This window comes from Bradyrhizobium cytisi (assembly GCF_008123515.1).
Taxonomy (GTDB): domain Bacteria; phylum Pseudomonadota; class Alphaproteobacteria; order Rhizobiales; family Xanthobacteraceae; genus Bradyrhizobium; species Bradyrhizobium cytisi.
The window spans coordinates 51093-75327 of sequence record NZ_VSSR01000047.1; the positions used below are offsets into that span (position 1 = coordinate 51093).

Below are 24235 nucleotides of genomic sequence, written 5' to 3' on the forward strand. Positions count from 1 at the left end.
AGGATCATGAGGATCAGTCCGCAATGTAGACGCATTTGAGGTCGCATCTGGCATGGACCGTGCTTGAAATAGTTCCATTCGAATTGAGTGGAGTAAAGGATGCAGCAGTTGCGCTTCGTCCGAATAACAGGGAAATTCGAGCAAGTGGTTCATCTCAACGGCGAGGGGACACACGATGCCAGCGTTCACGTTTGAGAAGATTTCGCCGCCGGTGCGCCGCGCACCCGCAGCAACGACACCGAAGAAGCCGCGCGGCCTCATCAGCCAGATGATCGATCGCGTCGCCGAGCGGCGCGCCAAGCGGGCGTTGCGGGATGAGCGCGCGATGCGCCGGGACGACAAGCCGGCGGAGTAAAGCGGCCTTCCTTCCGCGGACGCAGCTTACCCCATCTTCCGCAGCAACAAGCTGCTCCACCCCTCGATCCGCAGATGCCGCAACGGCACGAGGCCGCGCGCGCGATAGGCGGCGATCACGGCGGGGGCCTGGTGGGTCAACAGGCCGGAGAGAATGACACGGGCGCGGGGCGCAAGATGTTGGACCATCGGACCTGCCAGTTGGCGTAACGGATTGGCAAGGATGTTGGCCAGCACCAGGTCGAACGGGCCGCTTTTGGCAAAGTCCGGCGCAGCGAAGCCGGTGGCCCGGATCACCCGCACGTATTGACCAGCTTCGTTCAGGGCCGCGTTCTCGGCCGCGACCCGCACGGAAGGCGGGTCGATGTCGGAGGCCAGCACCGCGCGATGCAGCGCTTTGGCTGCCGCGATCCCCAACACGCCGGTGCCGGTGCCGAGGTCGAGTACGCGCTTCGGCCGTGCGTGTTTCAGGACATGGTCAAGCAGAAGTAAACAGCCACGCGTGGTGCCGTGGTGGCCGGTTCCGAACGCGAGCGCCGCCTCGATCTCGATGGCGAGCTTGTTTTGCGCCACGCGGTCGCGGTCGTGGCTGCCATGGACGACGAATCGTCCGGCCGGCACCGGGACGAGATCCTCCAGGCTCGCCTTGACCCAGTCCTTGGCCTCGATCGTGTCGAAGACAAGCGTGGCGGCGATGTCATTTCCTGCTGAAGTTGCAACGAGTTCGCGGAGCAATTCCTGATCCGGCGCCTCGGCAAAATGCAGCGTGACGTCCCATTGTCCGTCGGGCCGCTCGAAGGCGGCGACCGCCGCATCGCCCTCGAAAAAGACCTCCGTGAGCACGTCGACGACACGCCTGGCGGCAGCCTCGTTGGGAAGCGAAAAATTGGCGCGATGGGTAGGGGAAGGCTGCATTCTAGGGGTCCGTCCGCTTCAATTTTTGGAACTTTTAGTCACAATTTTCCGCGTAACTTGCAGTTCCCAGATTAACCCCGCCGTAGGTTGTGGACCGTACTTTCCCGGATGTTAGACCCAACCAACACACCTTGAGATGGAAATGGAGGCGAATCTTGAAGCGCATGGTTTCGAAGTTCTGGTCCGATGAATCCGGTGCGACTGCGATCGAATACGGCCTGATCGCAGCCGGTATCGCACTGGCGATCATCACCGTGGTTAACAGCCTGGGCACCACCATGAACGACAAGTTCGGTTCGATTAGCAGCTCCTTGAAGTAATTTCTGCCTCCGATTTCCTAGCGGGGCCGCTTTCTTCATAGATGGCTTTTTCGACGACCGCCCGCTGGGGGGAATTGCTCCTGGCGGGTGAAGTCGTTTTTGAGCTCGTTTCGGTAGGAGCTCCACAGGTTGTCCGCTCATGGATCAGCTCGCGACCCGCCGGCTTATACGCGGCTTATCAACCCCTTCTCCACAGCTTGATCCCGGCCTGTACCAAGCCGCCCGGCCAGGTTTCCACGGCTTCACCACAGCTCTGCCAACAGGCCTGTCCACAGCCCGTCCACAGACCTATCCACGGCTTGCGAACAGGCCGCGGTGATCCCGCAAGATCGCCTGCGCCGCGTTGTGGCCTGGCGCGCCGGTGACGCCGCCGCCGGGATGGGCGCCGGAGCCGCAGTGATAGAGGCCCTTCAGGGGCCCGCGATAATCGGCATGGCCCAGCATCGGCCGCGCCGAGAACAGCTGGTTCAAGGTCAGTGCTCCGTGGAAGATGTCGCCGCCGAGGAGCCCGAACTGCCGTTCGAGATCGAGCGGGGAGAGGATCTGGCGCCCGAGCACGCTTGTTCCAAAGCCCGGCGCGTAGCTGTCCACCGTCGCGATCATCAGATCGGCGACCTCCTCGCGGTGGTCGTCCCAGGACTTGCCGTCCGGCAGCTCCGGCGCGACGTGCTGGCAGAACAAGCTCGCGACGTGTTGTCCCGCGGGCGCGAGCGTGTGGTCGAGCGTCGAGGGGATCAGCATCTCGACGATCGGTTGCCGGCTCCAGCCCTGCGCCCGTGCATCGAGATACGCGCGGTCCATATAGCCGAGATCAGGCGCCAGGATGATGCCGGAGGTGAGATGATCGCCATCGCCACGCAACGCGGTGAAAGAGGGCAGGCGATCCAGTGCCACGTTCATGCGGAAGGTGCCGGAGCCGTTCTTCCAGTGACGGATGCGGGCGAGGAAATCGGACGGAAGGGCATCGGCCGCGACCAGCCGGGTATAGAGCAGCTTTGGATTGACGTTGGCCGCGACATATCTGGCGCGGATCGTCGTTCCATTCTCCAGCACCACGCCGACGGCGCGGTCGCGCTCGACGATCACCTCGCGCACGCCGGCATCGGTGTCGATCGTGACGCCGCGCCCGCGCGCAGCGCGCGCCATCGCCTGCGTGATCGCGCCCATGCCGCCGATGGCGTGGCCCCAGACGCCCTTCTTGCCGTTCACCTCGCCAAAGGCATGATGCAGCATCACATAGGCCGAGCCGGCGGCGTAGGGGCTCGCATAATTGCCGACGATGGCGTCGAAGCCGAACAGCGCCTTGACGAGATCGTGCTCGAACCGCTCGTCCAGCATCTCGCCGGCGGAGCGGGTGAAGAGATCGAGCAGGCTGCGGCTTTGCTCCAGCGTCAGGCCGCGCAGGATGTTGGCCGTACTCAACGCGTTCGCGGCCTCGCGGATCGCGCCAATGCCAAAGCTGCCGAGCAGGTTCGGTGGCGCCCGCAGCACGAACTGCCGTAGCACGTCGGCGATGTCCTCGAGCTCGCGCGAAAACCCGTCGAGCGCATCGGCATCGCGCGCACTGAGCCGCGCGACGGAGGCCTTCGTCCGCCCCTCGCCGGTGAGGAGATAGTTGCCGTCAGGCGCGGGCAGAAAATTCTGGGCGCGCCGTTCGACGACGCGCAGGCCCTGCTCGGTAAGGCCCAGATCGCGGACGACCTTCGGGTTGAGCAGGCTCACGGTGTAGGCCGCGACCGAATTGCGGAAGCCCGGATGAAACTCCTCCGTGACCGCCGCCCCGCCGACCACCTTGCGGCGTTCGACCACATGCACGCGCAAGCCCGCCATCGCGAGATAGGCTGCGCAGGTGAGGCCGTTATGGCCAGCGCCGATGATGACGACGTCGGTTTCGCTCATGATTGATTTCAGAATGTTCCACCGTCATTCCAGATGGTCCAGAGGACCGCGCCCGGAATGACAGCTGTATATCAGGCATTTCCTGATGCAACATCACGAGACCATTTATTGCCCGTTCGGGCGCGGTGTGCTCCATTGCGCGCGCCCGGCAGCCGCCGGGGGTAAGCCGGAGCTTCCATGGATTCGATCGTGCAACCCGCCGCCACGGAGCAGCCGTCCACGTCGCGCAACCGGCTGCTGCTGACGGTCTATACCGCCGCGATCTTCGTCAGCGCGCTGCTGCTGTTCTCGGTGCAGCCGCTGTTCACGAAAATGGTGCTGCCGCGGCTCGGCGGCTCGCCGGCGGTGTGGTCGGTGGCGATGGTGTTCTTCCAGTCGCTGCTGCTGGCGGGCTACGCCTATGCGCATCTCCTCATGCAGATCAGGAATCGCGTGGTTCCGGTGGTTGTGCATCTCGTGCTGCTGATCGCGGCCTTCGTCACGCTGCCGCTCGGGATTGCCAGTGCTTATGGCGAGCCACCAGCGTCGGGTTACGCATTCTGGCTGCTCGGCCTGTTCGTGATGTCGATCGGCCTGCCGTTCTTCGCGCTTGCCGCCAACAATCCGCTGCTGCAGGCCTGGTTCGTCCGCACCGGCCATCCTGATGGCCGCGATCCCTATTTCCTCTATGCCTCCTCCAACATCGGCAGCTTCCTCGCGCTGTTGTCCTATCCGTTCCTGCTGGAGCCGATGTACACGCTGCACACGCAGAACCGGCTCTGGACCGGCGGCTATGGCGTCTTGATTCTTCTGATTGCGGCCTGTGGCGTGCTGTTGCTGCGCTCGCCGAAGCTCGCGGTGGCCGACGCGCGCACCGAGGACGCAAACGCGCCGGCGCCGACGCTGGTGACGCGGCTGCGCTGGATCTTCCTCGCCGCGGTGCCGTCAGGGCTTCTCATCGCAGTCACCGCGCATATCTCGACCGACGTCGCGGCGGCGCCGCTGCTGTGGGTGCTGCCACTGTCGCTATATCTGCTGACCTGGGTGCTAGTGTTCCAGTCGCGGCCACTGTTGCCGCACAAATGGATGCTGATGCTGCAGCCGGTCGCGATCGCGGGCGTCATCTTTCTGCTCGCCTTCGGCGGCGAGCAGAATTTGCTGCTCACGCTCGGCGGCCATCAATTGTGCTTCTTCGTCATCGCCATGGCCTGCCACGGCGAACTGGCGCGGACCCGGCCCGCAGCCAAATATCTCACCGGATTCTATGTCGCGCTGTCGTTCGGCGGCATGGTCGGCGGTCTCTTTGCAGGCCTCGTCGCGCCATTCACCTTCTCATGGATCGCCGAATATCCGATCCTGGTCGCGCTCGCCGCGCTCTGCCGGCCGTCGGCGAGCGAGCGTCTTGCAGGCGTCGTGAGATGGTACTGGCTGGCGCTTGCCGTTCTCGCGGCGGCGCTGGTTGCACCGACGTACATGACAGGGGATCTTTCGACCTGGTTCGAGGATCACCGCGTCTGGGTCGCCGGCGCCGTCGGCGTGCTCGCAGCGCTTCTGGCGCTGGCGCTCAATGCGGATCGCTGGAAGATCTTTGCAACAGTCGCGCTAGCGCTGGCCCTGATGCGGATCTATCCGGCCGACGAGGGCCGCGTCACCACGGTGCGCAGCTTCTTCGGCGTGCACAAGATCGTGGTGACGCCGGGCGGCTATTTCCACGTGCTGATGCACGGCACCACGATTCACGGCGCCGAGCGCTTCCGCAACAATGACGGCACGCCCGTCACCGGCCGGCCCGAGCCGATCACCTATTATCATAAGGATGGCGGCATCGGTCAGGCCGTCACCGCGATGCGCGAGCGCAAGGGCGCGCCGTTGAAGGTCGCGGCGATCGGTGTCGGATCGGGCACGCTCGCCTGCGCCGCGGAGCCCGGCGAGGACTGGAAATTTTTCGAGATCGACCAGTCCATGGTCGATGCCGCGCGTGACCCCAAAAATTTCCGCTACATCTCGAGCTGCCTGCCGGACCTGAAGCCGGTGATTGGGGATGCGCGTCTCACCTTCGCCAGGGAGCCCGACGGTGTCTACGACCTCATCATCGTCGATGCCTATTCGTCGGATGCGATCCCGATCCATCTCGCGACCGAGGAGGCGATGAAGATCTACAAGGACAAGCTCGCCCCGCACGGCGCCGTGGTGATGCACGTCTCCAACCGGCACCTCGATCTCGAGCCCGTCGTGGTCGGGATCGCCGATGCCAACGATCTGAAGAGCTGGGTCTACGACGAGGATTCGGGCCGCGACGCCGACTACATCTTCTCCACCGACGTCGTCATCTCCGCGCGCGAAGCTGGTGACGTCGGCAAGCTGGCGTCCTCCAAGCAATGGGAGGAGACCGACGCGGACGAGAAGGTGCGGGTCTGGACCGACGACTATTCCAACATCCTGGGCGCGCTGTATCGACGCTTGCGCTACGGCGAGCAGTAACGCTCGGACTTACGGCTCGACCGGCGTTCCCGCAGGCAGCGCAATTCCCTTCTCGCCGGCGACCTGCCGCAACAGGTCGGGCCGGTCGGAGATGATGCCGTCGACGCCGATCTCGATCATACGCGCCATGTCGTCGGGCTTGTTGACGGTCCAGACCACCACGCGCAATCCCTGAGTCTGGGCTTCAGTGACAAGCGCCGCGGTCACGTCGCCGAAATAGGGCGACCACACCGCGCCGCCCGCGGCCTTGATCGTGCGCGGCAGCGAGCCGCCGTGATCGGCCGGGCTGTAACCCGCCGTCCAGCTGGCGGCCTTGTCGAGGACGACGGTCGGTGCCGAGCCGCGCTGGAGCGTCAGGTACACGGTCGGAATTGTCGGGGCCTGCTGCTGGACCAGCAGCAGGGTCCGCCAGTCGAACGACTGGATCATGACGCGGTCGGAAAATTTCTCGTCTGCGATCACCCCGAGCAGCTTTGCGACGAAGGCCTGCGGGCCAAGCGATTCATCCGGATGATCCGGATCGATCTTGGTCTCGATATTGAAGCGCACGCGTTCGTTGCCGGATTTGCGCACCAGCGCGAACAGCTCCTTCAGCGTGGGAATGCGGGTCCCCGGCACGGCGCGCTGGTCGGGAAATTGCTTCGCATAGGCGCTGTCCGGCCGGATTTGGCCGACGTCGTAGGCCCTGGCATCGGCGAACCGCAGTTTCACGAAAGGCGTGCCGGGCGCCGTGACATAGGCGCCATTCGCATCCCGCGCGAGATCGGGATTGAGCCCGCGCTCATGCGACACGACGACCTCGCCGTCGGCGGTGACGCCGACGTCCAGTTCCAGCGTGTCCACGCCCATCGCGAGGGCATTGGCAAAGGCCGGCAGGGTGTTCTCCGGCAGCAGCGCCCGCCCGCCGCGATGCGCCTCGAGATCGAAAGCCATGGCCTTTCCCGAAATGAGAAGTGATAGCAAAGTCAATATTGTCGTAGTACGTGACGTCATCACAGTTCCGGTGGCAAGTGAAACAACAATGCTTGAACGCGGCTGAGCGCGTCCAGCCTGTTTTACAGCCTTTTGCGCCTGTTGAAACCTGGGGCCGCAGCTTGCGGTTGCGTCCGCTCTGCCGGTATGTACTCATAGACCTCGCCTTGGAATCCCGACCGTGCAACAGAAACGCGATCACCGCATCATTCGCAGTCGGCATTTTCACAAGATGCAGCGGCGGCATTTCATCATTTTCGACGTTTTGCCCTTTGTCGGTACGCTGATTGCGCTGGGCCTCCTCTTCTATCGTCCGATCGGCATCGTTGAGCTCAGCCTGTTGTTCGGCTTCTGGCTGATCACCGGGCTTGGGCTGACCGTCGGCTATCACCGCCTGTTCACCCATCGCGCCTTTGCCACCTCGACCGGGATGAGCGCGATCTTGATCGTGATGGGATCGATGGCCGGGCGCGGCCCGATGCTGTCCTGGGCGGCGATGCACCGGCGGCACCACGAATTGTCCGACCACGACGGCGATCTGCATTCGCCGCGTCTGCATGGCGGCGGCGTGCTGGGCCGCCTGCGCGGCTTTCTGCACTCGCATTTGACCTGGATGATCGCACACGACTATCCCAACGTCGCCCATTACGTGCCGGATCTGATGGCCAACCGCACCCTGGTTGCGGTCAACAGCTATTATTACAGCTGGGTCGCGCTCGGCTTGGTGCTGCCGGCGGCGATTGGCGGCCTCGCCACCATGAGCCTGTGGGGCGCGCTGACGGGCCTGCTCTGGGGCGGCGTGGTGCGCATGTTCGTGGTCGAGCAGACCATGTCCGCCATCAACTCCATCATGCACACGTTTGGCGCGCAGCCCTTCGTCACCCGTGACGATAACAGCCGCAATCTCGGCGTGATGGCCTGGCTCGCCTGGGGCGAGGGCTGGCACAACAACCACCACGCGTTCCCGTATTCGGCGGCCTTCGGCCTGCGCTGGTTCGAGTTCGATCCCGGCTTCATCTTCATCCGCGCGCTGGAGGCGCTCGGACTCGCCTGGGACGTCAAGGTGCCGAGCGAGGAGAAGATCGCCCGGCGCATGCTGCAGCAGCCGGGCGATGCCGCGCCCGATCTGGAAACGGGCTGAGGATCGGCATCCGGCGATGACGGCGCAGCGCTGAACCGATGCTGTTCAACGACTATCCCTTCCTCCTGGTGTTCCTGCCGGCGGCACTGCTGATCTACCGCCTGTTCGATCCCTATCCGCGCTTGCGCATCGTCGTGCAGGTGGCGCTGTCGCTGGCCTTCTACGCCTGGGGCAGTCCGTCCTTCGTCCTGCTCCTGATCGCCTCGATCGTCATCAACTGGCTCGCCTCGGTCGCCTATGGGCGGGTGAAGTGGAAGGCGGTGCTGACGCTCGTCATCTTGCTCGATATCGGCGTGCTCGCGCTGTTCAAATACGCCAACTTCATCCTCGCCAACCTCGGGCATGTGCTGGGTGCCACGTTGCCGACGCTCGACATCGGGTTGCCGCTCGGCATCTCCTTCTTCACCTTCCATCACATCATGTATCTGGTCGATCTCCGGCGCGGCAAGGCGCCGCTCTACGCGATCGATCGCTACGCGCTCTACATCGCCTTCTTTCCGCAGGCGATCGCGGGGCCGCTGGCGCGCTGGTCGGAGGTGATGCATCAGTTCGGCAGGCAGGTCTATGTGCCGGGCTGGCAGCGTCAATTCTGCATCGCGATCTGCTTCATCGCGCTCGGCCTGTTCCAGAAGATCGTGATCGCCGACAGCATCGCGCACCTGCTTGATCCCATCTACATGCAGGCGACGGCTGGGCCGCTTGCGAGCGGCGACGGCTGGCTCGCCTTCTGCTTCTCGTTCCAGATCCTGTTCGACTTCTCCGGCTATTCCGACATCGCGATCGGCCTTGGGCTGCTGTTCGGGGTGCAGCTGCCCTACAATTTCAATGCGCCGCTGCGCTCGACCAACATCCAGGATTTCTGGCAGCGCTGGCATATCACGCTGATGCTGTTCCTGCGCGACTATGTCTTCTACCCTCTGGTCAATCTGCGCATCCTGCCGCGGCGCTTTCTGCCGGTGCAGTTCTTCGGCGCAATGCTGATCACCATGGCGCTGTGCGGCTTGTGGCATGGCGCGAGTTGGGCTTTTGTCCTTTGGGGCGTGCTGCACGGTCTTGCGCAGGTGGTCTGCTCGTTGTTGCGGCGCTATGGCCCGCACTTCCCGTCATGGTTCGGCTGGGCTCTCACCGTGCTGTTCGTGCTGGCAACCGGCGTGATCTTTCGCGCCGGCTCGGTCGAGGCCGCCTGGCATGTTTTCGCCGGGCTCGCCCAGCCGCTGCCGCTCGCGCGCGGGCAGCACCTTTGGCCGCTGATCGTGGCGCCGTTGTTCGCCTTCTTGTTGCCGGCCAGTCAGGACATCGTCGCATTCTTCACGCGCCGCCCGAGTCCCTGGCTTGCGGGCGTGCTCGGGATCTGCCTTTTCGCTTTGCTGCTCCATATGGGTGGTCGGGATCTCCATGAATTCGTCTACTTCAAGTTCTGAGACCGATCCCGGCTGGGGGAGGGGCATCATAGCCTGCATGGGTACGCTGATCGGCGCGGCCGTGCTGGTGCTGGCGCTGATGGTGGTCGTCGATCCCTATGACAGCGGCAAGCTCGGCCTGCTCGGCATCAATGGCGTCGACAATCGTCTCACCCAGATCACGGCCGCGAGCCGCGCCAGAGATCCGAATTTCAACGCGGCCATCCTCGGCAACTCGACGGCGCAGCTGATCGCGCCGGCGGAATTGTCCGGCGCGACGGGCCTGCGCTTCGTGCAGCTCTACACCACCGGCTCGGCTCCGCGCGAGCAGCTCGCGGTGCTCGATTTCTTCCTGCGCAATCACAAGCAGGTCGGCGCGCTGGTGCTCGCGGCCGATCCCGGCTGGTGCGTTCATGCGCGGCCGAAGGAGGAGGGCGCTCCGTTTCCCTATTGGCTCTACGACCGAAGTGTCGTCACCTACGCGGTGCGGCTGATCTCCTGGCACGCGATCGAGCAGGCCTTTCAGCGGCTCAGCATCGGGCTCGGCTGGCGGCAGCGGATGAATCCGGACGGCTTTGTCAGCTATGAGGACATCTGGCCGCCTGGCCAATTCAAGGAGGTCGGCTGGCCCAGGGATCCGGCGCCGGCTACATCCGCCGGGACGCGGGCGACATTCCCGGAGATCGCTGCGCTGGTAGAGATCGTCAGGAAGCTGCCGGCCGACGTGCCGATCGTCATCATCGTGCCGCCGACTTTCGCGGCCACCGTGCCGAAGCCCGGCACGGATGTGGCGCTGGAGCGCGTCGCTTGCGATGCCGCGCTGAAAGCCGTCATCGCGGGGCGTCCGCGCAGCAATTTCATCAGCTATCGTGTCGACAACGCGCTGACCCGCGATCGCGACAACTTCGCCGACTTCATCCACTATCGCCCGAAACTCGCGCGCCGGATCGAGCAAGGCATTATCGCCAGCCTGCGCGATGGCGAGAGCGCGACGATCGATTTCTGAGCCGGCTCAGCCGATCTCCTCGAATCCACCGTCGAGCCAGAGCCTGCGCGCAAGCTTGCGCTGGATCTTGCCGCTGGTGGTTTTTGGCAGCGCGCCGGGACGGATCAGCGCGACATGTCGGGCGGAGAGCTCGTGGCTGTCGGCGATGGCCTCGCGGATCTGGCCCTTGATCTCGGCCGTGTCGATCGTATGGCGCGCAGTGCGTTCGACCTCGTGGACGATGACGAGACTTTCCTCGCCATGTTCATCCGGCACGGAAAAAGCGGCGCCGCAGTTCTCACGCAATGCGTTGTCCAGCGACTGCACGGTGCGCTCGATGTCCTGCGGATAATGGTTGATGCCACGGATGATGATGAGATCCTTGATCCGGCCGGTGACGAACAATTCGCCGGTACGATCGAGGAAGCCGAGGTCGCCGGTGCGCAGCCACCGGCCATCCTCATCCGCGATCTCCGCATTGAGCTCTTCGCGCGTCGCCGCATCGTTGCGCCAGTAGACGCGTGCGACGTTGGCGCCGCTGACCCAGATTTCGCCGACGCGGTCGGCCGGAAGCCGTCGGCGCTGCTCGGGGTCGACAATGGCGATCCGCTCGCCGACAAGCGCGCGGCCGCAACCGACGACGAGCTGCGAGTCGCCGGGATCCGCCGGCGCCTCGGCCGCATGGGCTTGAAGCGCGGCGCGGCTGACGCTGCGTGTGACGTGGCCGCCACCGCGCGTCCCGCCGGAGATCAGGAGCGTCGCTTCTGCCATGCCATAGGCGGGATACATCACGCGGGGATCGAATCCGTGCGGCGCAAACGTTTCGATGAAGCCCGCGATGGTATCGGCGCGCACCGGCTCGGCGCCGTTGAGCGCGACCCGGAGCGAGGACAGGTCCACGCCCTCCATCTGATCGGCGCGATAGCGGCTGACGCAGAGGTCAAAGCCGAAATTGGGCCCGCAGGCGACCTCCGCACGATAATGCGAGATCGCGCGCAGCCAGCCGAGCGGCCGCTGCATGAACGCGTTCGGCGCCATCAGCACGCAGGTCGCGCCGACATAGAGGGCCTGCAGCGCGTTCAGGATCAGCCCCATGTCGTGATAGAGCGGCACCCAGTTGACATAGGTCGATTGCCCGGTGTTGCCGAGCGCGATCCGGATCATCTCGAGATTGGCGAGCAGATTGGCATGGCTCACCATGACGCCCTTCGGCTCGGAGGTCGAACCGGAGGTGTATTGCAGGAAGGCGATGTCGTCGGGCGCTGGCTCCGGCAGATCGATCGTCGAGCCGGCCGCTTCAGTGAGGTCGACTTCGATCCACCGGATATCCTCCTGCGCAAAGCGCGCCTCCAGGTCACCGCGCATTGCGAATGCGGTGGTCGTCAGCGCGAGCGCCGGCGTGCAATTGGCGAGAATCGCTGCGCTGGAATCGCGGGCGCTGTTTCGCCGGGGCATCATCATCGGCACGGCGATGATCCCCGCCATCAGGCAGCCGAAGAACGCCACCATGAATTCGATGCCTGGCGGAAACACCAGGATCGCGCGGTCGCCGGGCCGTGCGGACGCGCTCAGGCGCGCGGCGAGGGCGGTTGCGGTCTCATGGAGTTGACGGAAGGTGAGGACTGCTTCCTCCGTCGCGCGATCGGAGACGAAGACATAGGCGCGATCGTCAGCCTGCCCCGCCGCGCGCCGCGCCAGCAGCGCGACGAGTGAGCGGAGATTGTCCATCTGGATTGCGCCGGCTTCAGCCGCCCTCAGGCGGCGGAGCGGAGCGCGCGCTTGTCGGCGAGAAATCGCGACAGCGCCTCAACTGTAGGGTGGTCGTAGAAGTCATCCGTCGACAGTTCGAGGTCGAGCTTCTCCTCGAGCTCCATCATGAGATAGACGAGCATCGCCGAATCGAGGCCGAGGCGGCTGAATTTCGTGCCGGTGTCGACACGGTCCTTCGAAATTCGCAGGATGTTGGCTAGCGCCGTAACGCAGAAATCCGAAATCTGCTCGCGTGTCATGTCATTTCCCAGAAACAGTCGGAACGACAATACGGGCGACCTCAAGGTTGTCAATTTGGCCCAAACGCCGCGGCGTTGAAGGTTGGGGACTGTTGCTTTCCTGCGTCGCCCGGCTGCTCATTTCGTGCACAGGTTGGCGCGATTTCCCCCGGTCGACAGCGGCAACGGCCGCCCTTATCCTCCCAAAATTGCAGTTTGACGCGCGTGACGGGATTTTTGCATGAACCGTGCCCGCTTGTTCGCCGACCTTTTCCTCGCGGCCCTGACCGTATCGCAGCCGGCCGCCGCCCCAGCGCGACAACGATTTTGATTCGCTGCCGGCGCAGATGAACGCAGCGACGCAAGGTGGGAGTAGCAGGCGGTCGGCGAGCTAGGCGACGTGCATGCGGCAGGCTACGCCAATTTCCTCGGCATGGCCGGCCGCCATCAAACCTTCCACACGCCGGCAGACGATCTTACCGCGACCGGCCCGATATCCTCGAGCCGGTCGCCCGCGCCTTCGTCGATGCAGTGCGAAAGATCATCGAAACGCGGCGACGCCGCGTTCAGATAACCTCAGTTTTGGTAATAATAATTGCGCGGCTGATAATACTGCCGGGGCTGTTGCTGCTGCTGATAGTAGTAGCCCTGCTGGCCATAGCCCTGGTCGTACGTCGGCTGCGGTTGCGGCAGCTGCTGGTAGACCTGCGTGCCATAGGGGCGGGTGACCGGGCGCGGCGCCGGATAGCGCGCGCCGGTGTCGCTTCCGTCGGCGGGATAGATGTAGTTGTCGTCCTGCGGCATGTAGCGGCGGGCCGGCTGCATCGGCGGCGTCAAATTCACGGGATCGCCCGAGGTCGCGTACTGCTCCTCAGCTGGCTGCTGGGCGCGGGCCACCGCATTGTTGGCGCGACCGCGCGGGTTGCGGGCCAGCGCCACCTGCGCCGAGCCGGTCAGCGTCACCGTGGTGTTGAGCACGCCCTGCTCCTGCACCAGCGCGTAGAGCGTCGAAGCGTTCTGGCGCGACAGCCGCACGCAGCCATGTGAGGCGGGCGTACCCAATCGTCCGACCGAGTCGGTGCCGTGGATGGCATGTCCGATCTTGGTGAAGAAGATCGAGTGCGGCATCGGCGCGTCGTCGAATTCCTTGGAGTAGTGATCCTCTTCCATGCGGAACGCGCGGAAGGCGCCGCCCGGCGTCTCGCGCGAGGGGATGCCGGTCGACACCGGCCAGTGGTAGCGCGTGACGCCGTCGACCACGACGGTCATCTGCTGATTGTCCTTGTCGATCGTAATGTCGACCTTGGCCTGCGCGGTGCCCGCGCTCAAAAGCATCAGGGACGTGAACGCAATGAAAAAGGAACGCATTTGAATTCTGGCCTCCGGCCTGTTCGCGCTAGAGCATGATCCGGAAAAGTGTGTAGCGGTTTTCCGAAAAGATCATGCTCAAACAATAACGCCGCGGCTCTCCGTCCCCCGGCGTGCACTATGGCTGCAATCCGGCTTTCGTTCCAGCGGCCTGCCGCACCCATCGTTAACGTGATGCCGGGCGTAAGCAAGGCCGCTTTGTGCCGCGCCGGCTCTGGCGATGCTGACATTTTCGCGAGCGGAAGCTGCGTTCACAGCGCCGACAATTCGTCACAAAGGCGCAACCATTTGGCCGCTTCGGGCGTTGAACACGGCCTGCCAATTGGCGGCTGTCGCCGCCGCCACTTACCCTTGGGGATTCAAGATGAACAAAGCTCGTATTGCCGCTGCGCAGTTGCCGGCGGGTCTGCCCGTCCGCCTGCTCTTCGCGGCCGCCGCCGTCCTTCTTGCCCTGGCTTGCGTGCCGCAAGCCAGCCACGCCCAGGGCATTGTGCGTGGCGCTCAGGAAGGTTCTTACGAGGGTAACCGCATCGCTGGTCCCGTGGGCGGCGCTGTCGGCGGTGTCGTTGGCGCCGGTGTCGGTGGTGCTGTTGGTGCTGTCGATGGTATTTTGGGTATCCCCTATCACGGCCACCGCCACTGTCGCGGCTATTATGATGGGTACCATCATTTCCGCTGCTACAGGTAACACGCCGTCATTCCGGGTGCGCGGAGCGCGCTCGGAATGACGGTCAGTTCTTTAGCCGATAGCCGGTCCGGAAAATCCACCAGATCACGGCGAGACAAATCACCAGGAACGCCGTCGTCATGCCGATGCTGACGGCGACGCTGACATCGGCGATCTCGTAGAAGCTCCAGCGGAAGCCCGAGATCAGATAGACGACCGGGTTGAGCAGTGCGACGGTGCGCCAGGTGGGCGGCAGCATGTCGATGGAATAGAAGCTGCCGCCGAGGAAGGTCAGCGGCGTCACCACCAGCATCGGGATCATCTGGAGCTTTTCGAACCCGTCGGCCCAGATGCCGATGACGAAGCCGAACAGGCTGAACGTCACCGCCGTCAGCACCAGGAAGGTCAGCATCCAGACCGGATGATGGATGTGCAGCGGCACGAACAGCCCGGCGGTGGCGAGAATGATCAGGCCGAGGATGATCGACTTGGTCGCAGCCGCACCGACATAACCAAGCACGATCTCGAAGTAAGAAATCGGCGCCGACAGGATCTCGTAGATCGTGCCGGTGAATTTCGGGAAGTAAATGCCGAACGAGGCGTTGGCGATGCTTTGCGTCAGCACCGAGAGCATGATGAGGCCCGGCACGATGAAGGTGCCGTAGCTCACGCCCTCGACCTGGCTGATGCGCGAGCCGATCGCAGCACCAAACACCACGAAATAGAGCGAGGTCGAAACCACGGGCGAAACGATGCTCTGCAGCAGCGTGCGCCAGGTGCGCGCCATTTCGAACAGATAGATGGCGCGGACGGCGCGGTAATTCATGACGCCCTCACGAGGTCGACGAAGATGTCCTCGAGCGACGATTGGGTCGTGTCGAGATCGTTGAAACGGATGCCGGCGGTGCGGAGGTCGCTGAGCAGGCTGGTGATGCCGGTGCGCTCGCCCTTGGTGTCGTAATCGTAGACCAGCGTCGCACCGCTGTCGCAAAGGTCGAGCTCGTAATGAGCGAGGCTCTCCGGCAGCGCGGCGAGCGTGGGCTGCAGATGCAGCGTCAGCCGCTTCTTGCCGAGCTTCTGCATCAAGGTGGCCTTGTCCTCGACCAGCACGATCTCGCCCTTGTTGATGACGCCGATGCGGTCGGCCATCTCCTCGGCTTCCTCGATGTAATGCGTGGTGAGGATGATGGTGACACCGGACTGCTGAAGCGTGCGGACCACCTCCCACATGCCCTTGCGTAGCTCGACGTCGACGCCGGCGGTCGGCTCGTCCAGGAACAGGATCTGCGGCTCGTGCGACAGCGCTTTCGCGATCATGACGCGGCGCTTCATGCCGCCGGACAGCGTGATGATCTTGTTGTCCTTCTTGTCCCAGAGCGACAGGTCCTTGAGGATCTTCTCGATGTGCGCAGGATTCTTCGGCTTGCCGAACAGGCCGCGGGAGAAGCTCACGGTCGCCCACACGCTCTCGAACGCGTCTGTGTGCAGCTCCTGCGGCACCAGGCCGATCAGCGAGCGTGCCTTGCGATAGGAGGTCTGGATGTCTTCGCCGCCGACGAGAACCTTGCCCTCGCTGGGATTGGCGATGCCGCAGATGATCGAGATCAGCGTGGTCTTGCCCGCGCCGTTGGGGCCGAGCAGCGCAAAAATCTCGCCGCGCTTGATGTCGAGATTGACGTTCTTGAGCGCCTTGAAGCCGGACCCATAGGTCTTCGACAGATTGGCGACGGAAATGATGGAGGACATGATGGCCGGTGGGGTGGGGAGGGAGGCGCCGGAACCCGCACCCTGTCGGGCGGGGAGCAGCGGAGCCCTGAAATAGGAATGCCGTTGCCCCGTCGCAATTGGCCGGAGAAAATTGGTCTCAAAACAGGCGCTTCGGTGGCAGGTTTCAGGCAAGTGTTGCGCGATGGTCACGGATTGCGGCTAAGATCGCCGTTCACGCGGCTCTTTGTTGCGTCTGCGAGCGGCCCGTGGCTACGATTCCGGCCAATCGCGAAGCGTATGTCCCCAGGGAAAAGATCGATGAGACCGAACGGCTGTCACACCGCCGGCGCCAGCCAGTTGTCCACCCTCCGTATGTGGGCGATCTGCCTGCTCCTGCTGTCAGCTGTTGCCATGAGCCCGACCACCGCCAAGGCGGCGCCGAGCCAGGCTGCCGCGACGACGCATGTCTATTTGCTCCGCGGCGTGCTCAACATCTTCTCGCTCGGGCTCGACACGATCGGCGCCCGCCTCCAGGCGCAGGGCATCCCGGTGACCGTCGCGAACTTCGTGTCCTGGTCCTCGCTCGCCGATGAGGCGGCTGCGAACTACAAGGCGGGCCGGCTCAAGACCATCGTGCTGGTCGGGCATTCATCGGGCGCGACCGCGCTGCCCGACATGATCGCCAAGCTCAACCAGCTCGGCGTGCCCGTAAAGCTCGCGATCGGGCTCGACTCCGTGTTCAAGACCAAGCTGACGACCGGTGCCGAGCGCTACATCAACATCTATATCGGCGACGGTCCGGGTGAGCCGGTGCGGGCCGCGTCCGGTCTCCGTGGCAAGCTCGACAATGTCGACGTGCGCGGCAGCGGCGTCGGTCACATCACCATCGACAAGAACGAGGCAATCCAGCGCCGCGTGATCGCCGAGATCGATGCCGCGATCGCCCGCTCGCGCGGTCCGGCTGGACCGGTCGCCGAACCCGGCGCTCCGCGGGCTGCGCACTCGGCCGCGGCTGTGGCGCCGGCGAGGAACTGAAGCTTTCGCCCGTAGCGGCTGACCTCATCATGCCGCCGTCGAAATCCATGTCGGCGGCGGCATTGTCTTGTCCATGCGGTGAAGGCACGCCGCCGCAGCGGACTGCTCTCGCTACGCCAGGAAGGCGCGAATGGCATCCGCGATCTCGCTTGCATGCGTCTCCAGCGCGAAATGACCGGTGTCGAGGAATTTGACGACCGCGTTGGGATTGTCGCGCTTGAACGCTTCGGCGCCGGGCGGAATGAAGAAGGGATCGTTCTTGCCCCAGACCGCGAGGAAGGGCGGCTTGTGCTTGCGGAAATACTCCTGGAAGGCGGGATAGAGCGCGACATTGCTTTTGTAGTCGCCGAACAGGTCGAGCTGCACGTCATCGGAGCCCGACCGCGCCAGATAGAAATTGTCGAGGTTCTGGCCGTCCGGTGACACCAGGCTCGGATCGGGTACGCCATGCGTGTACTGCCAGCGCGTCGTCTCCGGTGTGAGGAAGGCGCGCAGCGCGTCGCGATTGGCGGGCGATGGATCCTGCCAATAGGCCTTGATCGGAGTCCAGCCTTCGCTCAACCCATCCTCATAGGCGTTGCCGTTTTGCGAGATGATGGCCGTGACCCGCTCGGGACGGCTGAGTGCCAATCGGAAGCCGGTCGGCGCGCCATAGTCGAAGACATAGATTCCAAAGCGGTCGAAGCCGATCACCTCGGTGAAGCGCTCGATCACGCGCGCGATGTTGTCGAAGGTGTAGCTGAACGCTTCGCGCGACGGCATGTCGGACTGGCCGAAGCCGGGAAGATCGGGCGCGACCAGGTGAAACTTGTCGGCCAGCAGCGGGATCAGGTCACGGAACATGTGGCCGGCGCTCGGGAAGCCGTGCAGCAGTAGGAGCTTCGGTGCGCGGATAGGCCCGGCTTCGCGATAGAACACCTTGAAGCCGTCGATGTCGGCCGTGCGATATCTGGTGGAGGTCATGGCAGTCTCCGTCATTGGGGTTGCCTTAAGAAAGTTGGAACGGCGCCGGCGCGACGCCGGTGGCGCAGGCGCCTTAGTTGCCGCTCACGGTGCGGACCGCGTCGCGAATGATGTCGGTGACGGCCGCCGGTGCCGTGACGCTCGGTGTGTGATCGACGGGGAAGGCGCGGATGTTCGCCTTCATACGCTCCGCCATGTAGCGCTGCGTCTCTGGCACGATCATGCGATCCTGCTCGGCGATCAGGAACCAGCTCGGGATATCCTTCCAGAGCGGGCGGCCGGCCGGGACCGTGATGCAGTTCAGAGAGATCGGCCGCTGCACGGCCGCGAGCACGGCACGATCTTCCGCCGGGGCGTTCTGCGCGAACGCCGCTGCGAAGGCGTCCTCGGGCAGCCAGATCAGGCCATTGTCGTCGGGAGCAAGCTTCGGCGCCTGCGGATGCGGCGGAAGGCGATAGAACACGTCCGCAACCTTCTCGCTCTCGTCGGGGGCAAGGGCCGCGACATAGACCAGCGCCTTCACGCGGGCAGGACGTGCGAGTGCGATCACCGCGCCGGCATAGGCGTGGCCGGCTAGCACGATCGGCCCCTCGGTTCGATCCAAGCTGCGGTTCAGGGCCGCGATATCGTCAGCCAAAGAGGTCAGCGGCAGCGGCGCCGCCTGCGCCTTGATCCCCTCGGCCCCGAGCGCGGTGATGACGCGCGCCCAGCTCGATCCGTCCGCCCACGCGCCATGGGCAAGGACCACCGTGACATTGCCTCGGGCCATCTTCATCTCTCCATCGTAACCTGTTCAAGTCTATTTGTAGGTTACGTTCCTTGATAGTAACTTGTCAACGGCCATTTTACAGGTTATGTTAATGTATTCCGTCCGGCTGGGGGAGCCGCACATGCCAAACAGACCGCCTGCCATGTTTATTGCCGACGCGCTCGGTCTCGATTTCCTCAATTCGATTGCGACCCCGGTCGATACGCCCGTCGATTGGATCGACGATGGCGCCGGGCTGATTGACTGGCTAGGCCAGGCCAAGCTCGTTCCATCTGACGAGCTCGATGCGATGAGAGCGCGCGCCTTGCCGGGCGAGCTGGACAAGGTCGCCGATCAGGCGCGCGCCTTGCGCGAATGGTTCAGAGGCTTTGTTCGCAAGCATGCAGGCCGGCCGCTCACGGCGAAGGCGCTGCAAGAGCTTGGTCCGTTGAATAGTCTTTTGGAACGCGATGAAGCGTTCCGGCAGATCGTGTCACGTCACGGTGAGAGCAGTGACGGCCTCGCGCTGCAAAAGATACGGCGCTGGCGGTCGCCCGAGTCCCTGTTGCTGCCGGTCGGCGAGGCGATGGCGAAGTTCGTCTGCGAGGAGGACTTTTCCGGCGTGAAGGCGTGCGAGGGCCATAACTGCACGATGCTGTTCGCCGACCACACCCGCAGGCGCGCGCGACGGTGGTGCATCATGGCGGTCTGCGGCAACCGCGCCAAGCAGGCCGCGCATCGCAACCGACTCAAGAGCAGGCAGTGATGACGGCGGCCTCGGTTCCGTGCCCCAAAAACCACCCAATCGGTGGTCACTAAGCCCCCGGGGAGGCGTCTGCCTCCTGTGGTGGGACTGCGGGACTTGATGATTGATCCAAGGCGACTTGTGGTGCTGGCAGCGGTTGCGCTGCTCGCCTTGAACCCCGGCATGGCCGCGGCCTCGCCCGCCAAGCCGAAGCCGGCTGCGGTCCCGGCCGTCGCGCCACTTCCGCCGGCCGAGCCGTTGCCACCGCCGAAGATCTATCTGTTTCGCGGCGCGATGGGGCCGATCTTCTCGACCGGCATGGACCGGCTTGCCGAGAAGCTGACCAAGGCCGGCTTCTCGGCCGACGTCTACGAATTCACCATCTGCCGATGGATCGGCGATCGTGCGATTGCGAGCTACAAGGAAGCGCCGGCGCCGATCGTGCTGATCGGCCATTCCATGGGCGGGCTGTGCTCGGTGATCATCTCCGAGATGGCGGCCAAGGAGAACATCCCGATCAGCCTCGTCATCACCATCGACCCCGCCCATGCAACCGATGACGTGCCGCTCAATGTCGAGCGCTTCATCAACATCTTCCTCTCCGACAGCGTGCTCGGCGGCGGCAATGTGGTCGCGGTGCCGGGATTCCGCGGCCATTATGCGAGCTACGACCTCAAGGAGAACTCGCGGGTCTCGCACATCAACATCGAGAAGTCCGACGACATCCACCGCCAGATCGTCGACATGGTGACGCAGTTGCCGCGCATCCCGCCGCAGATCCAGGTCGATGCTGTGCCGCTGCGCTATCTGGTGCCGGGGGATACGCTGGTCGAGTTGTGGGATAGCGGCGTGCGGCTGCCGGTCCGCCGCGGCGACACCATGGCAAGCATTGCTGCCGCCAATCGCGTGCCGCTGTGGACGCTCGCGCAGAGCAACTCGCTGCCGGAGAATGCGACGCTCACCCCCGGCCAGTCGATCATCGTCCCGCGCCATTTGACGCCGCCGGACGCCGCGGCCGCGATGGCGGCGCCGGCGCCTCCGCCGGCTGGGCGAAAGTAGTGCTTCGTCACCTCATCACCTTGCCTTGCTTGCGAGGGGAGGGAGAAGATCACACGTTCGAGCCGTGGATCGCGTCGATCACGGCATCCGTCACGTCCTTCGTGCTCGCCTTGCCGCCGACATCAGGTGTCAGCACGCCAGCGGCGCAGACCTGCTCGACGGCCTTCATCAGCCGTGCGGCTGCGTCCTTCTCGCCGAGATGCTCGAGCATCTGCGCGCCGGTCCAGAACGTCGCGACCGGGTTGGCGATGCCTTTACCGGTGATGTCGAAGGCCGAGCCGTGGATCGGCTCGAACATCGAGGGAAAGCGGCGCTGCGGATCGATGTTGCCGGTCGGCGCCACGCCGAGGCTGCCCGCCAGCGCGCCGGCGAGATCTGAGAGGATGTCGGCGTGGAGGTTGGTCGCCACGATGGTGTCGAGGCTCTTCGGATGCAGCGTCATGCGCACAGTCATGGCGTCGACCAGCATCTTGTCCCAGGTGACGTCGGGGAATTCATTGGCGACTTCGGCTGCGATCTCGTCCCACATCACCATGCCGTGGCGCTGCGCGTTCGACTTGGTCACCACGGTCAGGAATTTGCGCGGACGCGATTGCGCGAGCTGGAATGCGTAACGCATGATGCGGGTGACGCCGACGCGGGTGAACACCGCGACTTCGGTGCCGACCTCTTCCGGCAGGCCCTTGTGAGCGCGGCCGCCCATGCCGGCATATTCGCCCTCCGAATTCTCGCGCACGATCACCCAGTCGAGATCGCCGATGCCGACATTGCGCAGCGGCGAGGCGACGCCGGGCAAAATCTTGGTCGGCCGCACATTGGCGTATTGGTCAAAGCCCTGGCAGATCGGCAAGCGCAGGCCCCACAGCGTGATGTGATCAGGCACGTCGGGCGCGCCGACCGCGCCGAAATAGATGGCGTCGAACTTCTTCAGTTCAGTGAGGCCATCGGCTGGCATCATCACGCCGTGCTTCTTGTAATAGTCCGAGCCCCAGTCGAAGGTCTTGATGGTAAAGGCGAGGTCGCCGCTGCGCTTGGCCAGCGCCTCCAGCACGCGGATTCCGGCCGAGATGACCTCGGGACCGATGCCGTCGGCGGGAATGGCTGCGATCGAATGGGTGCGCATGAGAAAGCTCCGTTGGAGAGATCAGTGGGATTGCGGGACGGGTTCGACGGGCGCGGTCTGCGCGCGCGACAATAGCAGGGTCAGCACCGCCGAGAGAACGAGCAGGCCGGCGACGAAATAGAGCCCGCCGACAAAACTCCCGGTCTGGTCCTTGATCCAGCCGATCATGGCAGGACCGACGAAACCGCCGAGATTGCCGATCGAATTGATGGTGGCGATGCCGGCCGCAGCCGCGGGACCGGACAGGAACAGCGTTGGCATGCTCCAGAGCGGCGGCTTGGCCGAGGAGATACCGATATTGACCAGCGCCAGTGCCACCAGCACCGCGACGACTCCGGCCGCAAGACCGGCATAGACGAGGCCCACGGCGGCGATCAGGCAGGCCCACACGACGTGCCAGGTGCGCTCGCCGGTGCGATCCGAATGCCGCGCCCACAGCACCATTGCGACGACGGCAGCCGTGGCCGGCAACGCATTGAGGAAGCCGACCTGAAGCGTGGACAGGCCGAACTGCTTGATGATCTGCGGCGCCCAGACGCCGAGCGTGTAGAGGCCGGCCGAAGTGCCGAAATAGATCAGCGACAGCGCCAGCACGCGCGGATCGGCGAGCCCGCGCCAGATGCTATGGCTCGCGGTCGCGGCCTTGCTGGTGGTCTCCTCATTCATGGTCTCGACCAGCCATCGCCGCTCGTCGTCGGCGAGCCACTTCGCCTTCTCGGGCCGGTCGGTGAGGAACGCAAGCACGACGAAGCCGAGCAGCACGGCCGGCAGCGCCTCCAGCACGAACAGCCACTGCCAGCCCTTGAAGCCGAATAGTCCGTCCATCTCCAGCAGCGCGCCGGAGACCGGTGAGCCCAGCACGGTCGAGAGTGGTGCTGCCGCCATGAACAATGCGGTCACCGCGGCGCGCTGGCGAGCCGGGAACCAGTAGGAGAGATAGAGGATGATGCCGGGAAAGAAGCCGGCTTCCGCGACGCCGAGCAGGAAGCGCAGGATGTAGAAGCTGGTCGCACCCTGCACGAACGCCATTGCCGCCGAGACCAGGCCCCAGGTGATCATCACCCGCGCGATCCAGATCCGGGCGCCGACCTTGTGCAGGATGATGTTGGAGGGCACCTCGAACAGAAAGTAGCCCCAGAAGAAGATGCCGGCGCCAAAACCGTAGACGGTCGGCGACTGGCCGATGTCCTTGTTCATCGTCAGCGAGGCGAAGCCGATATTGACGCGGTCGATGAAGGCCACGAAGTAGAGCAGCATGATGAAGGGAACGATGCGCCAGGTGATCTTGCGCAGCACGCGCGTCTGAATCTCGCTCGCCACTCTGGCCTCCCTCAAGTCCTGATTCTCGTTGTGTGGCAGCGAGCCTAGGCGTGGGCAGGAGTGGGACTCAATTGCCGCTGGTTTATACAAAAAAATGATATAATCCTCCTACGGTGAGACGAGGGGATCCGCGAATGGAATTGCATCAGCTCCGATGCTTCGTGGCGGCGGCCGAGCATCTGCATTTCGGCCGCGCCGCGCAGCATCTCCAGATGCTGCCGTCCGCGCTCGGGCGCCAGATCAGGCTGCTGGAAGAGGATCTGGGGACGCGGCTGTTCGCGCGCACCACCCGCGCGGTCTCGCTCACCGAGGACGGCACGACGCTGCTGCGCGACGCCCGCGCCATCCTCGCCCGGGTCGAAGCCGTGGAGAGTAACCTGCGCAACCGCTCGCGCGCCGGCGCCGCGCGGCGGCTGCGGGTCGGCGCCATCGACAGCGCGGCGGCGGGGTTGCTGCCGCCGTTGCTGCGTGACTTCCGCGCCGGACATCCCGAGGTCGCGGTCCAGCTGCTGGAGGACAAGACCGTCCGGCTGTTGCCGAAAATCCTGACCGGCGCGCTCGATCTCGCCTTCGTTCGTCCGCCCGACCGGCCGGACAAGCGGCTGGAGTTCCGGCCTCTGCTTCAGGAGACCGCGATCGTGGCGTTTCCGCAGCGCCACGCGCTCGCTACGCGCAAGTCGATCACGCTGGCCGACATCGCCGACGAGCCGATGCTGGTCCCGGACCGTCGCTCGCGGCCGCACAGCCATGACCTCACGATAAAGCTGTTCGAGCAGGCCGGATTGATGCCGCGCATCGTGCAGGTGGCCGACGAGAAGCAGACCATCATCCATCTGGTGGCAACGAAGCTCGGGGTTGCGATCGTGCCGCGCTGGACCACGCGGATGGCGGTCTCCGGCGTACGCTTCGTACCGCTCCGTCCGAAGCAGAGCGGCCCTGTCGGCCGGCTGCCGCTGGCGGCGGCCTGGTTGCGCGGATCGCGCGATCCGGCCCGCGATGCGATACTGTCGGTGTTGGAGGCGCGCCTGCGCAGCTATGCGCGGGAAGCGTGAGCGGCTATGACAGT

Annotated in this window: 23 protein-coding genes; 11 read left to right on the forward strand and 12 right to left on the reverse strand. The window is 64.5% G+C overall.

The window, feature by feature from the left end; all coding sequences use genetic code 11:
- Positions 1-175 precede the first annotated feature (175 nt).
- Positions 176-355 carry a hypothetical protein gene (locus tag FXB38_RS27700; protein WP_148754104.1) on the forward strand — a complete coding sequence of 60 codons (180 nt, stop codon included), beginning with the start codon at positions 176-178 and terminating at the stop codon, positions 353-355.
- A gap of 26 nt (positions 356-381) precedes the next feature.
- Here FXB38_RS27700 and FXB38_RS27705 read toward each other — a convergent pair whose 3' ends face one another.
- Positions 382-1269, reverse strand: coding sequence for a 50S ribosomal protein L11 methyltransferase (locus tag FXB38_RS27705; RefSeq protein ID WP_148754105.1), 888 nt, complete (start codon positions 1267-1269; stop codon positions 382-384).
- A 164-nt stretch (positions 1270-1433) separates the two neighbouring features.
- On the opposite strand from FXB38_RS27705, the gene FXB38_RS27710 reads away from it, so the two are divergent.
- Positions 1434-1589: a Flp family type IVb pilin gene (locus FXB38_RS27710; RefSeq protein WP_148754203.1), complete on the forward strand. Its 156-nt coding sequence runs from the start codon at positions 1434-1436 to the stop codon at positions 1587-1589.
- Positions 1590-1877: 288 nt separating this feature from the next.
- Here FXB38_RS27710 and FXB38_RS27715 read toward each other — a convergent pair whose 3' ends face one another.
- Positions 1878-3488: a phytoene desaturase family protein gene (locus tag FXB38_RS27715; protein ID WP_148754106.1), complete on the reverse strand. Its 1611-nt coding sequence runs from the start codon at positions 3486-3488 to the stop codon at positions 1878-1880.
- 177 nt (positions 3489-3665) lie between these two features.
- On the opposite strand from FXB38_RS27715, the gene FXB38_RS27720 reads away from it, so the two are divergent.
- Entirely contained in the window at positions 3666-5948 is a 2283-nt protein-coding gene (locus FXB38_RS27720; protein ID WP_148754107.1) for a spermidine synthase, read from the forward strand.
- A gap of 9 nt (positions 5949-5957) precedes the next feature.
- Here the strand turns inward: FXB38_RS27720 and FXB38_RS27725 are convergent, their stop codons facing one another.
- Entirely contained in the window at positions 5958-6941 is a 984-nt protein-coding gene (locus FXB38_RS27725; RefSeq protein ID WP_148754108.1) for a glycerophosphodiester phosphodiesterase, read from the reverse strand.
- A 160-nt stretch (positions 6942-7101) separates the two neighbouring features.
- Between FXB38_RS27725 and FXB38_RS27730 the strand changes: the two genes are divergently transcribed.
- From FXB38_RS27730 to FXB38_RS27740, 3 genes are read left to right on the forward strand one after another with little or no spacing between them, the layout of a single operon-like run.
- Positions 7102-8061, forward strand: a complete 960-nt coding sequence (locus FXB38_RS27730) for an acyl-CoA desaturase (RefSeq protein ID WP_246230194.1) — start codon at positions 7102-7104, stop codon at positions 8059-8061.
- Positions 8062-8099: 38 nt separating this feature from the next.
- Positions 8100-9482 carry an MBOAT family O-acyltransferase gene (locus FXB38_RS27735; protein ID WP_148754109.1) on the forward strand — a complete coding sequence of 461 codons (1383 nt, stop codon included), beginning with the start codon at positions 8100-8102 and terminating at the stop codon, positions 9480-9482.
- Positions 9483-9519: 37 nt separating this feature from the next.
- Positions 9520-10467, forward strand: a complete 948-nt coding sequence (locus tag FXB38_RS27740) for a hypothetical protein (protein ID WP_246230196.1) — start codon at positions 9520-9522, stop codon at positions 10465-10467.
- Positions 10468-10473: 6 nt separating this feature from the next.
- Here FXB38_RS27740 and FXB38_RS27745 read toward each other — a convergent pair whose 3' ends face one another.
- The 3 genes from FXB38_RS27745 to FXB38_RS27760 all read right to left on the reverse strand — a co-directional run bounded on the left by FXB38_RS27745 (position 10474) and on the right by FXB38_RS27760 (position 13802).
- Positions 10474-12174: a fatty acyl-AMP ligase gene (locus tag FXB38_RS27745; protein ID WP_148754111.1), complete on the reverse strand. Its 1701-nt coding sequence runs from the start codon at positions 12172-12174 to the stop codon at positions 10474-10476.
- Positions 12175-12200: 26 nt separating this feature from the next.
- Positions 12201-12455 carry an acyl carrier protein gene (locus tag FXB38_RS27750; protein WP_148754112.1) on the reverse strand — a complete coding sequence of 85 codons (255 nt, stop codon included), beginning with the start codon at positions 12453-12455 and terminating at the stop codon, positions 12201-12203.
- Between the two features lie 555 nt (positions 12456-13010).
- Positions 13011-13802, reverse strand: a complete 792-nt coding sequence (locus tag FXB38_RS27760; RefSeq protein WP_148754113.1) for a L,D-transpeptidase — start codon at positions 13800-13802, stop codon at positions 13011-13013.
- Positions 13803-14166: 364 nt separating this feature from the next.
- On the opposite strand from FXB38_RS27760, the gene FXB38_RS44045 reads away from it, so the two are divergent.
- Positions 14167-14490: a hypothetical protein gene (locus FXB38_RS44045; RefSeq protein WP_148754114.1), complete on the forward strand. Its 324-nt coding sequence runs from the start codon at positions 14167-14169 to the stop codon at positions 14488-14490.
- Between the two features lie 43 nt (positions 14491-14533).
- Here the strand turns inward: FXB38_RS44045 and FXB38_RS27775 are convergent, their stop codons facing one another.
- Entirely contained in the window at positions 14534-15295 is a 762-nt protein-coding gene (locus FXB38_RS27775; protein WP_148754115.1) for an ABC transporter permease, read from the reverse strand.
- Positions 15292-16215, reverse strand: coding sequence for an ABC transporter ATP-binding protein (locus FXB38_RS27780; RefSeq protein WP_148754116.1), 924 nt, complete (start codon positions 16213-16215; stop codon positions 15292-15294). Before FXB38_RS27780 ends, FXB38_RS27775 begins: the two co-directional genes overlap by 4 nt.
- A gap of 279 nt (positions 16216-16494) precedes the next feature.
- Between FXB38_RS27780 and FXB38_RS27785 the strand changes: the two genes are divergently transcribed.
- Entirely contained in the window at positions 16495-17211 is a 717-nt protein-coding gene (locus tag FXB38_RS27785; protein WP_148754117.1) for a hypothetical protein, read from the forward strand.
- Between the two features lie 111 nt (positions 17212-17322).
- On the opposite strand, the gene FXB38_RS27790 is transcribed toward FXB38_RS27785, so the two are convergent.
- Complete coding sequence (locus tag FXB38_RS27790; protein WP_148754118.1) at positions 17323-18174, reverse strand: alpha/beta fold hydrolase; 852 nt, start codon at positions 18172-18174, stop codon at positions 17323-17325.
- Positions 18175-18247: 73 nt separating this feature from the next.
- Complete coding sequence (locus tag FXB38_RS27795) at positions 18248-18943, reverse strand: alpha/beta fold hydrolase (protein WP_148754205.1); 696 nt, start codon at positions 18941-18943, stop codon at positions 18248-18250.
- 121 nt (positions 18944-19064) lie between these two features.
- On the opposite strand from FXB38_RS27795, the gene FXB38_RS27800 reads away from it, so the two are divergent.
- Entirely contained in the window at positions 19065-19688 is a 624-nt protein-coding gene (locus FXB38_RS27800) for a CGNR zinc finger domain-containing protein (protein WP_187435199.1), read from the forward strand.
- Between the two features lie 99 nt (positions 19689-19787).
- The gene (locus tag FXB38_RS27805; protein WP_148754207.1) at positions 19788-20726 is read left to right on the forward strand and encodes a LysM peptidoglycan-binding domain-containing protein; all 939 of its coding nucleotides are present in this window, start codon (positions 19788-19790) and stop codon (positions 20724-20726) included.
- 49 nt (positions 20727-20775) lie between these two features.
- On the opposite strand, the gene FXB38_RS27810 is transcribed toward FXB38_RS27805, so the two are convergent.
- On the reverse strand, positions 20776-21849 hold the full coding sequence (locus tag FXB38_RS27810) for a tartrate dehydrogenase (protein ID WP_148754119.1): 1074 nt from the start codon (positions 21847-21849) through the stop codon (positions 20776-20778).
- A gap of 21 nt (positions 21850-21870) precedes the next feature.
- Entirely contained in the window at positions 21871-23169 is a 1299-nt protein-coding gene (locus FXB38_RS27815) for an MFS transporter (RefSeq protein ID WP_148754120.1), read from the reverse strand.
- Between the two features lie 134 nt (positions 23170-23303).
- Here FXB38_RS27815 and FXB38_RS27820 point away from each other — a divergent pair, with 134 nt between their 5' ends.
- Positions 23304-24221: a LysR family transcriptional regulator gene (locus FXB38_RS27820; protein WP_148754121.1), complete on the forward strand. Its 918-nt coding sequence runs from the start codon at positions 23304-23306 to the stop codon at positions 24219-24221.
- Positions 24222-24235 lie beyond the last annotated feature (14 nt).

What these genes read in the sequence shown, in the direction of transcription:
- FXB38_RS27775 (WP_148754115.1), bottom strand. Translation starts at nt 15,295, where the DNA reads ATGAATTACCGCGCCGTCCGCGCCATCTATCTGTTCGAAATGGCGCGC.
- FXB38_RS27720 (WP_148754107.1), top strand. Translation starts at nt 3,666, where the DNA reads ATGGATTCGATCGTGCAACCCGCCGCCACGGAGCAGCCGTCCACGTCG.
- FXB38_RS27790 (WP_148754118.1), bottom strand. Translation starts at nt 18,174, where the DNA reads ATGACCTCCACCAGATATCGCACGGCCGACATCGACGGCTTCAAGGTG.
- FXB38_RS27785 (WP_148754117.1), top strand. Translation starts at nt 16,495, where the DNA reads ATGAGACCGAACGGCTGTCACACCGCCGGCGCCAGCCAGTTGTCCACC.
- FXB38_RS27745 (WP_148754111.1), bottom strand. Translation starts at nt 12,174, where the DNA reads ATGGACAATCTCCGCTCACTCGTCGCGCTGCTGGCGCGGCGCGCGGCG.
- FXB38_RS27735 (WP_148754109.1), top strand. Translation starts at nt 8,100, where the DNA reads ATGCTGTTCAACGACTATCCCTTCCTCCTGGTGTTCCTGCCGGCGGCA.
- FXB38_RS27780 (WP_148754116.1), bottom strand. Translation starts at nt 16,215, where the DNA reads ATGTCCTCCATCATTTCCGTCGCCAATCTGTCGAAGACCTATGGGTCC.
- FXB38_RS27750 (WP_148754112.1), bottom strand. Translation starts at nt 12,455, where the DNA reads ATGACACGCGAGCAGATTTCGGATTTCTGCGTTACGGCGCTAGCCAAC.
- FXB38_RS27725 (WP_148754108.1), bottom strand. Translation starts at nt 6,941, where the DNA reads ATGACGTCACGTACTACGACAATATTGACTTTGCTATCACTTCTCATT.
- FXB38_RS27805 (WP_148754207.1), top strand. Translation starts at nt 19,788, where the DNA reads ATGATTGATCCAAGGCGACTTGTGGTGCTGGCAGCGGTTGCGCTGCTC.
- FXB38_RS27700 (WP_148754104.1), top strand. Translation starts at nt 176, where the DNA reads ATGCCAGCGTTCACGTTTGAGAAGATTTCGCCGCCGGTGCGCCGCGCA.
- FXB38_RS27800 (WP_187435199.1), top strand. Translation starts at nt 19,065, where the DNA reads ATGCCAAACAGACCGCCTGCCATGTTTATTGCCGACGCGCTCGGTCTC.
- FXB38_RS27810 (WP_148754119.1), bottom strand. Translation starts at nt 21,849, where the DNA reads ATGCGCACCCATTCGATCGCAGCCATTCCCGCCGACGGCATCGGTCCC.
- FXB38_RS27795 (WP_148754205.1), bottom strand. Translation starts at nt 18,943, where the DNA reads ATGGCCCGAGGCAATGTCACGGTGGTCCTTGCCCATGGCGCGTGGGCG.
- FXB38_RS44045 (WP_148754114.1), top strand. Translation starts at nt 14,167, where the DNA reads ATGAACAAAGCTCGTATTGCCGCTGCGCAGTTGCCGGCGGGTCTGCCC.
- FXB38_RS27820 (WP_148754121.1), top strand. Translation starts at nt 23,304, where the DNA reads ATGGAATTGCATCAGCTCCGATGCTTCGTGGCGGCGGCCGAGCATCTG.
- FXB38_RS27740 (WP_246230196.1), top strand. Translation starts at nt 9,520, where the DNA reads ATGGGTACGCTGATCGGCGCGGCCGTGCTGGTGCTGGCGCTGATGGTG.
- FXB38_RS27705 (WP_148754105.1), bottom strand. Translation starts at nt 1,269, where the DNA reads ATGCAGCCTTCCCCTACCCATCGCGCCAATTTTTCGCTTCCCAACGAG.
- FXB38_RS27760 (WP_148754113.1), bottom strand. Translation starts at nt 13,802, where the DNA reads ATGCGTTCCTTTTTCATTGCGTTCACGTCCCTGATGCTTTTGAGCGCG.
- FXB38_RS27710 (WP_148754203.1), top strand. Translation starts at nt 1,434, where the DNA reads ATGGTTTCGAAGTTCTGGTCCGATGAATCCGGTGCGACTGCGATCGAA.
- FXB38_RS27715 (WP_148754106.1), bottom strand. Translation starts at nt 3,488, where the DNA reads ATGAGCGAAACCGACGTCGTCATCATCGGCGCTGGCCATAACGGCCTC.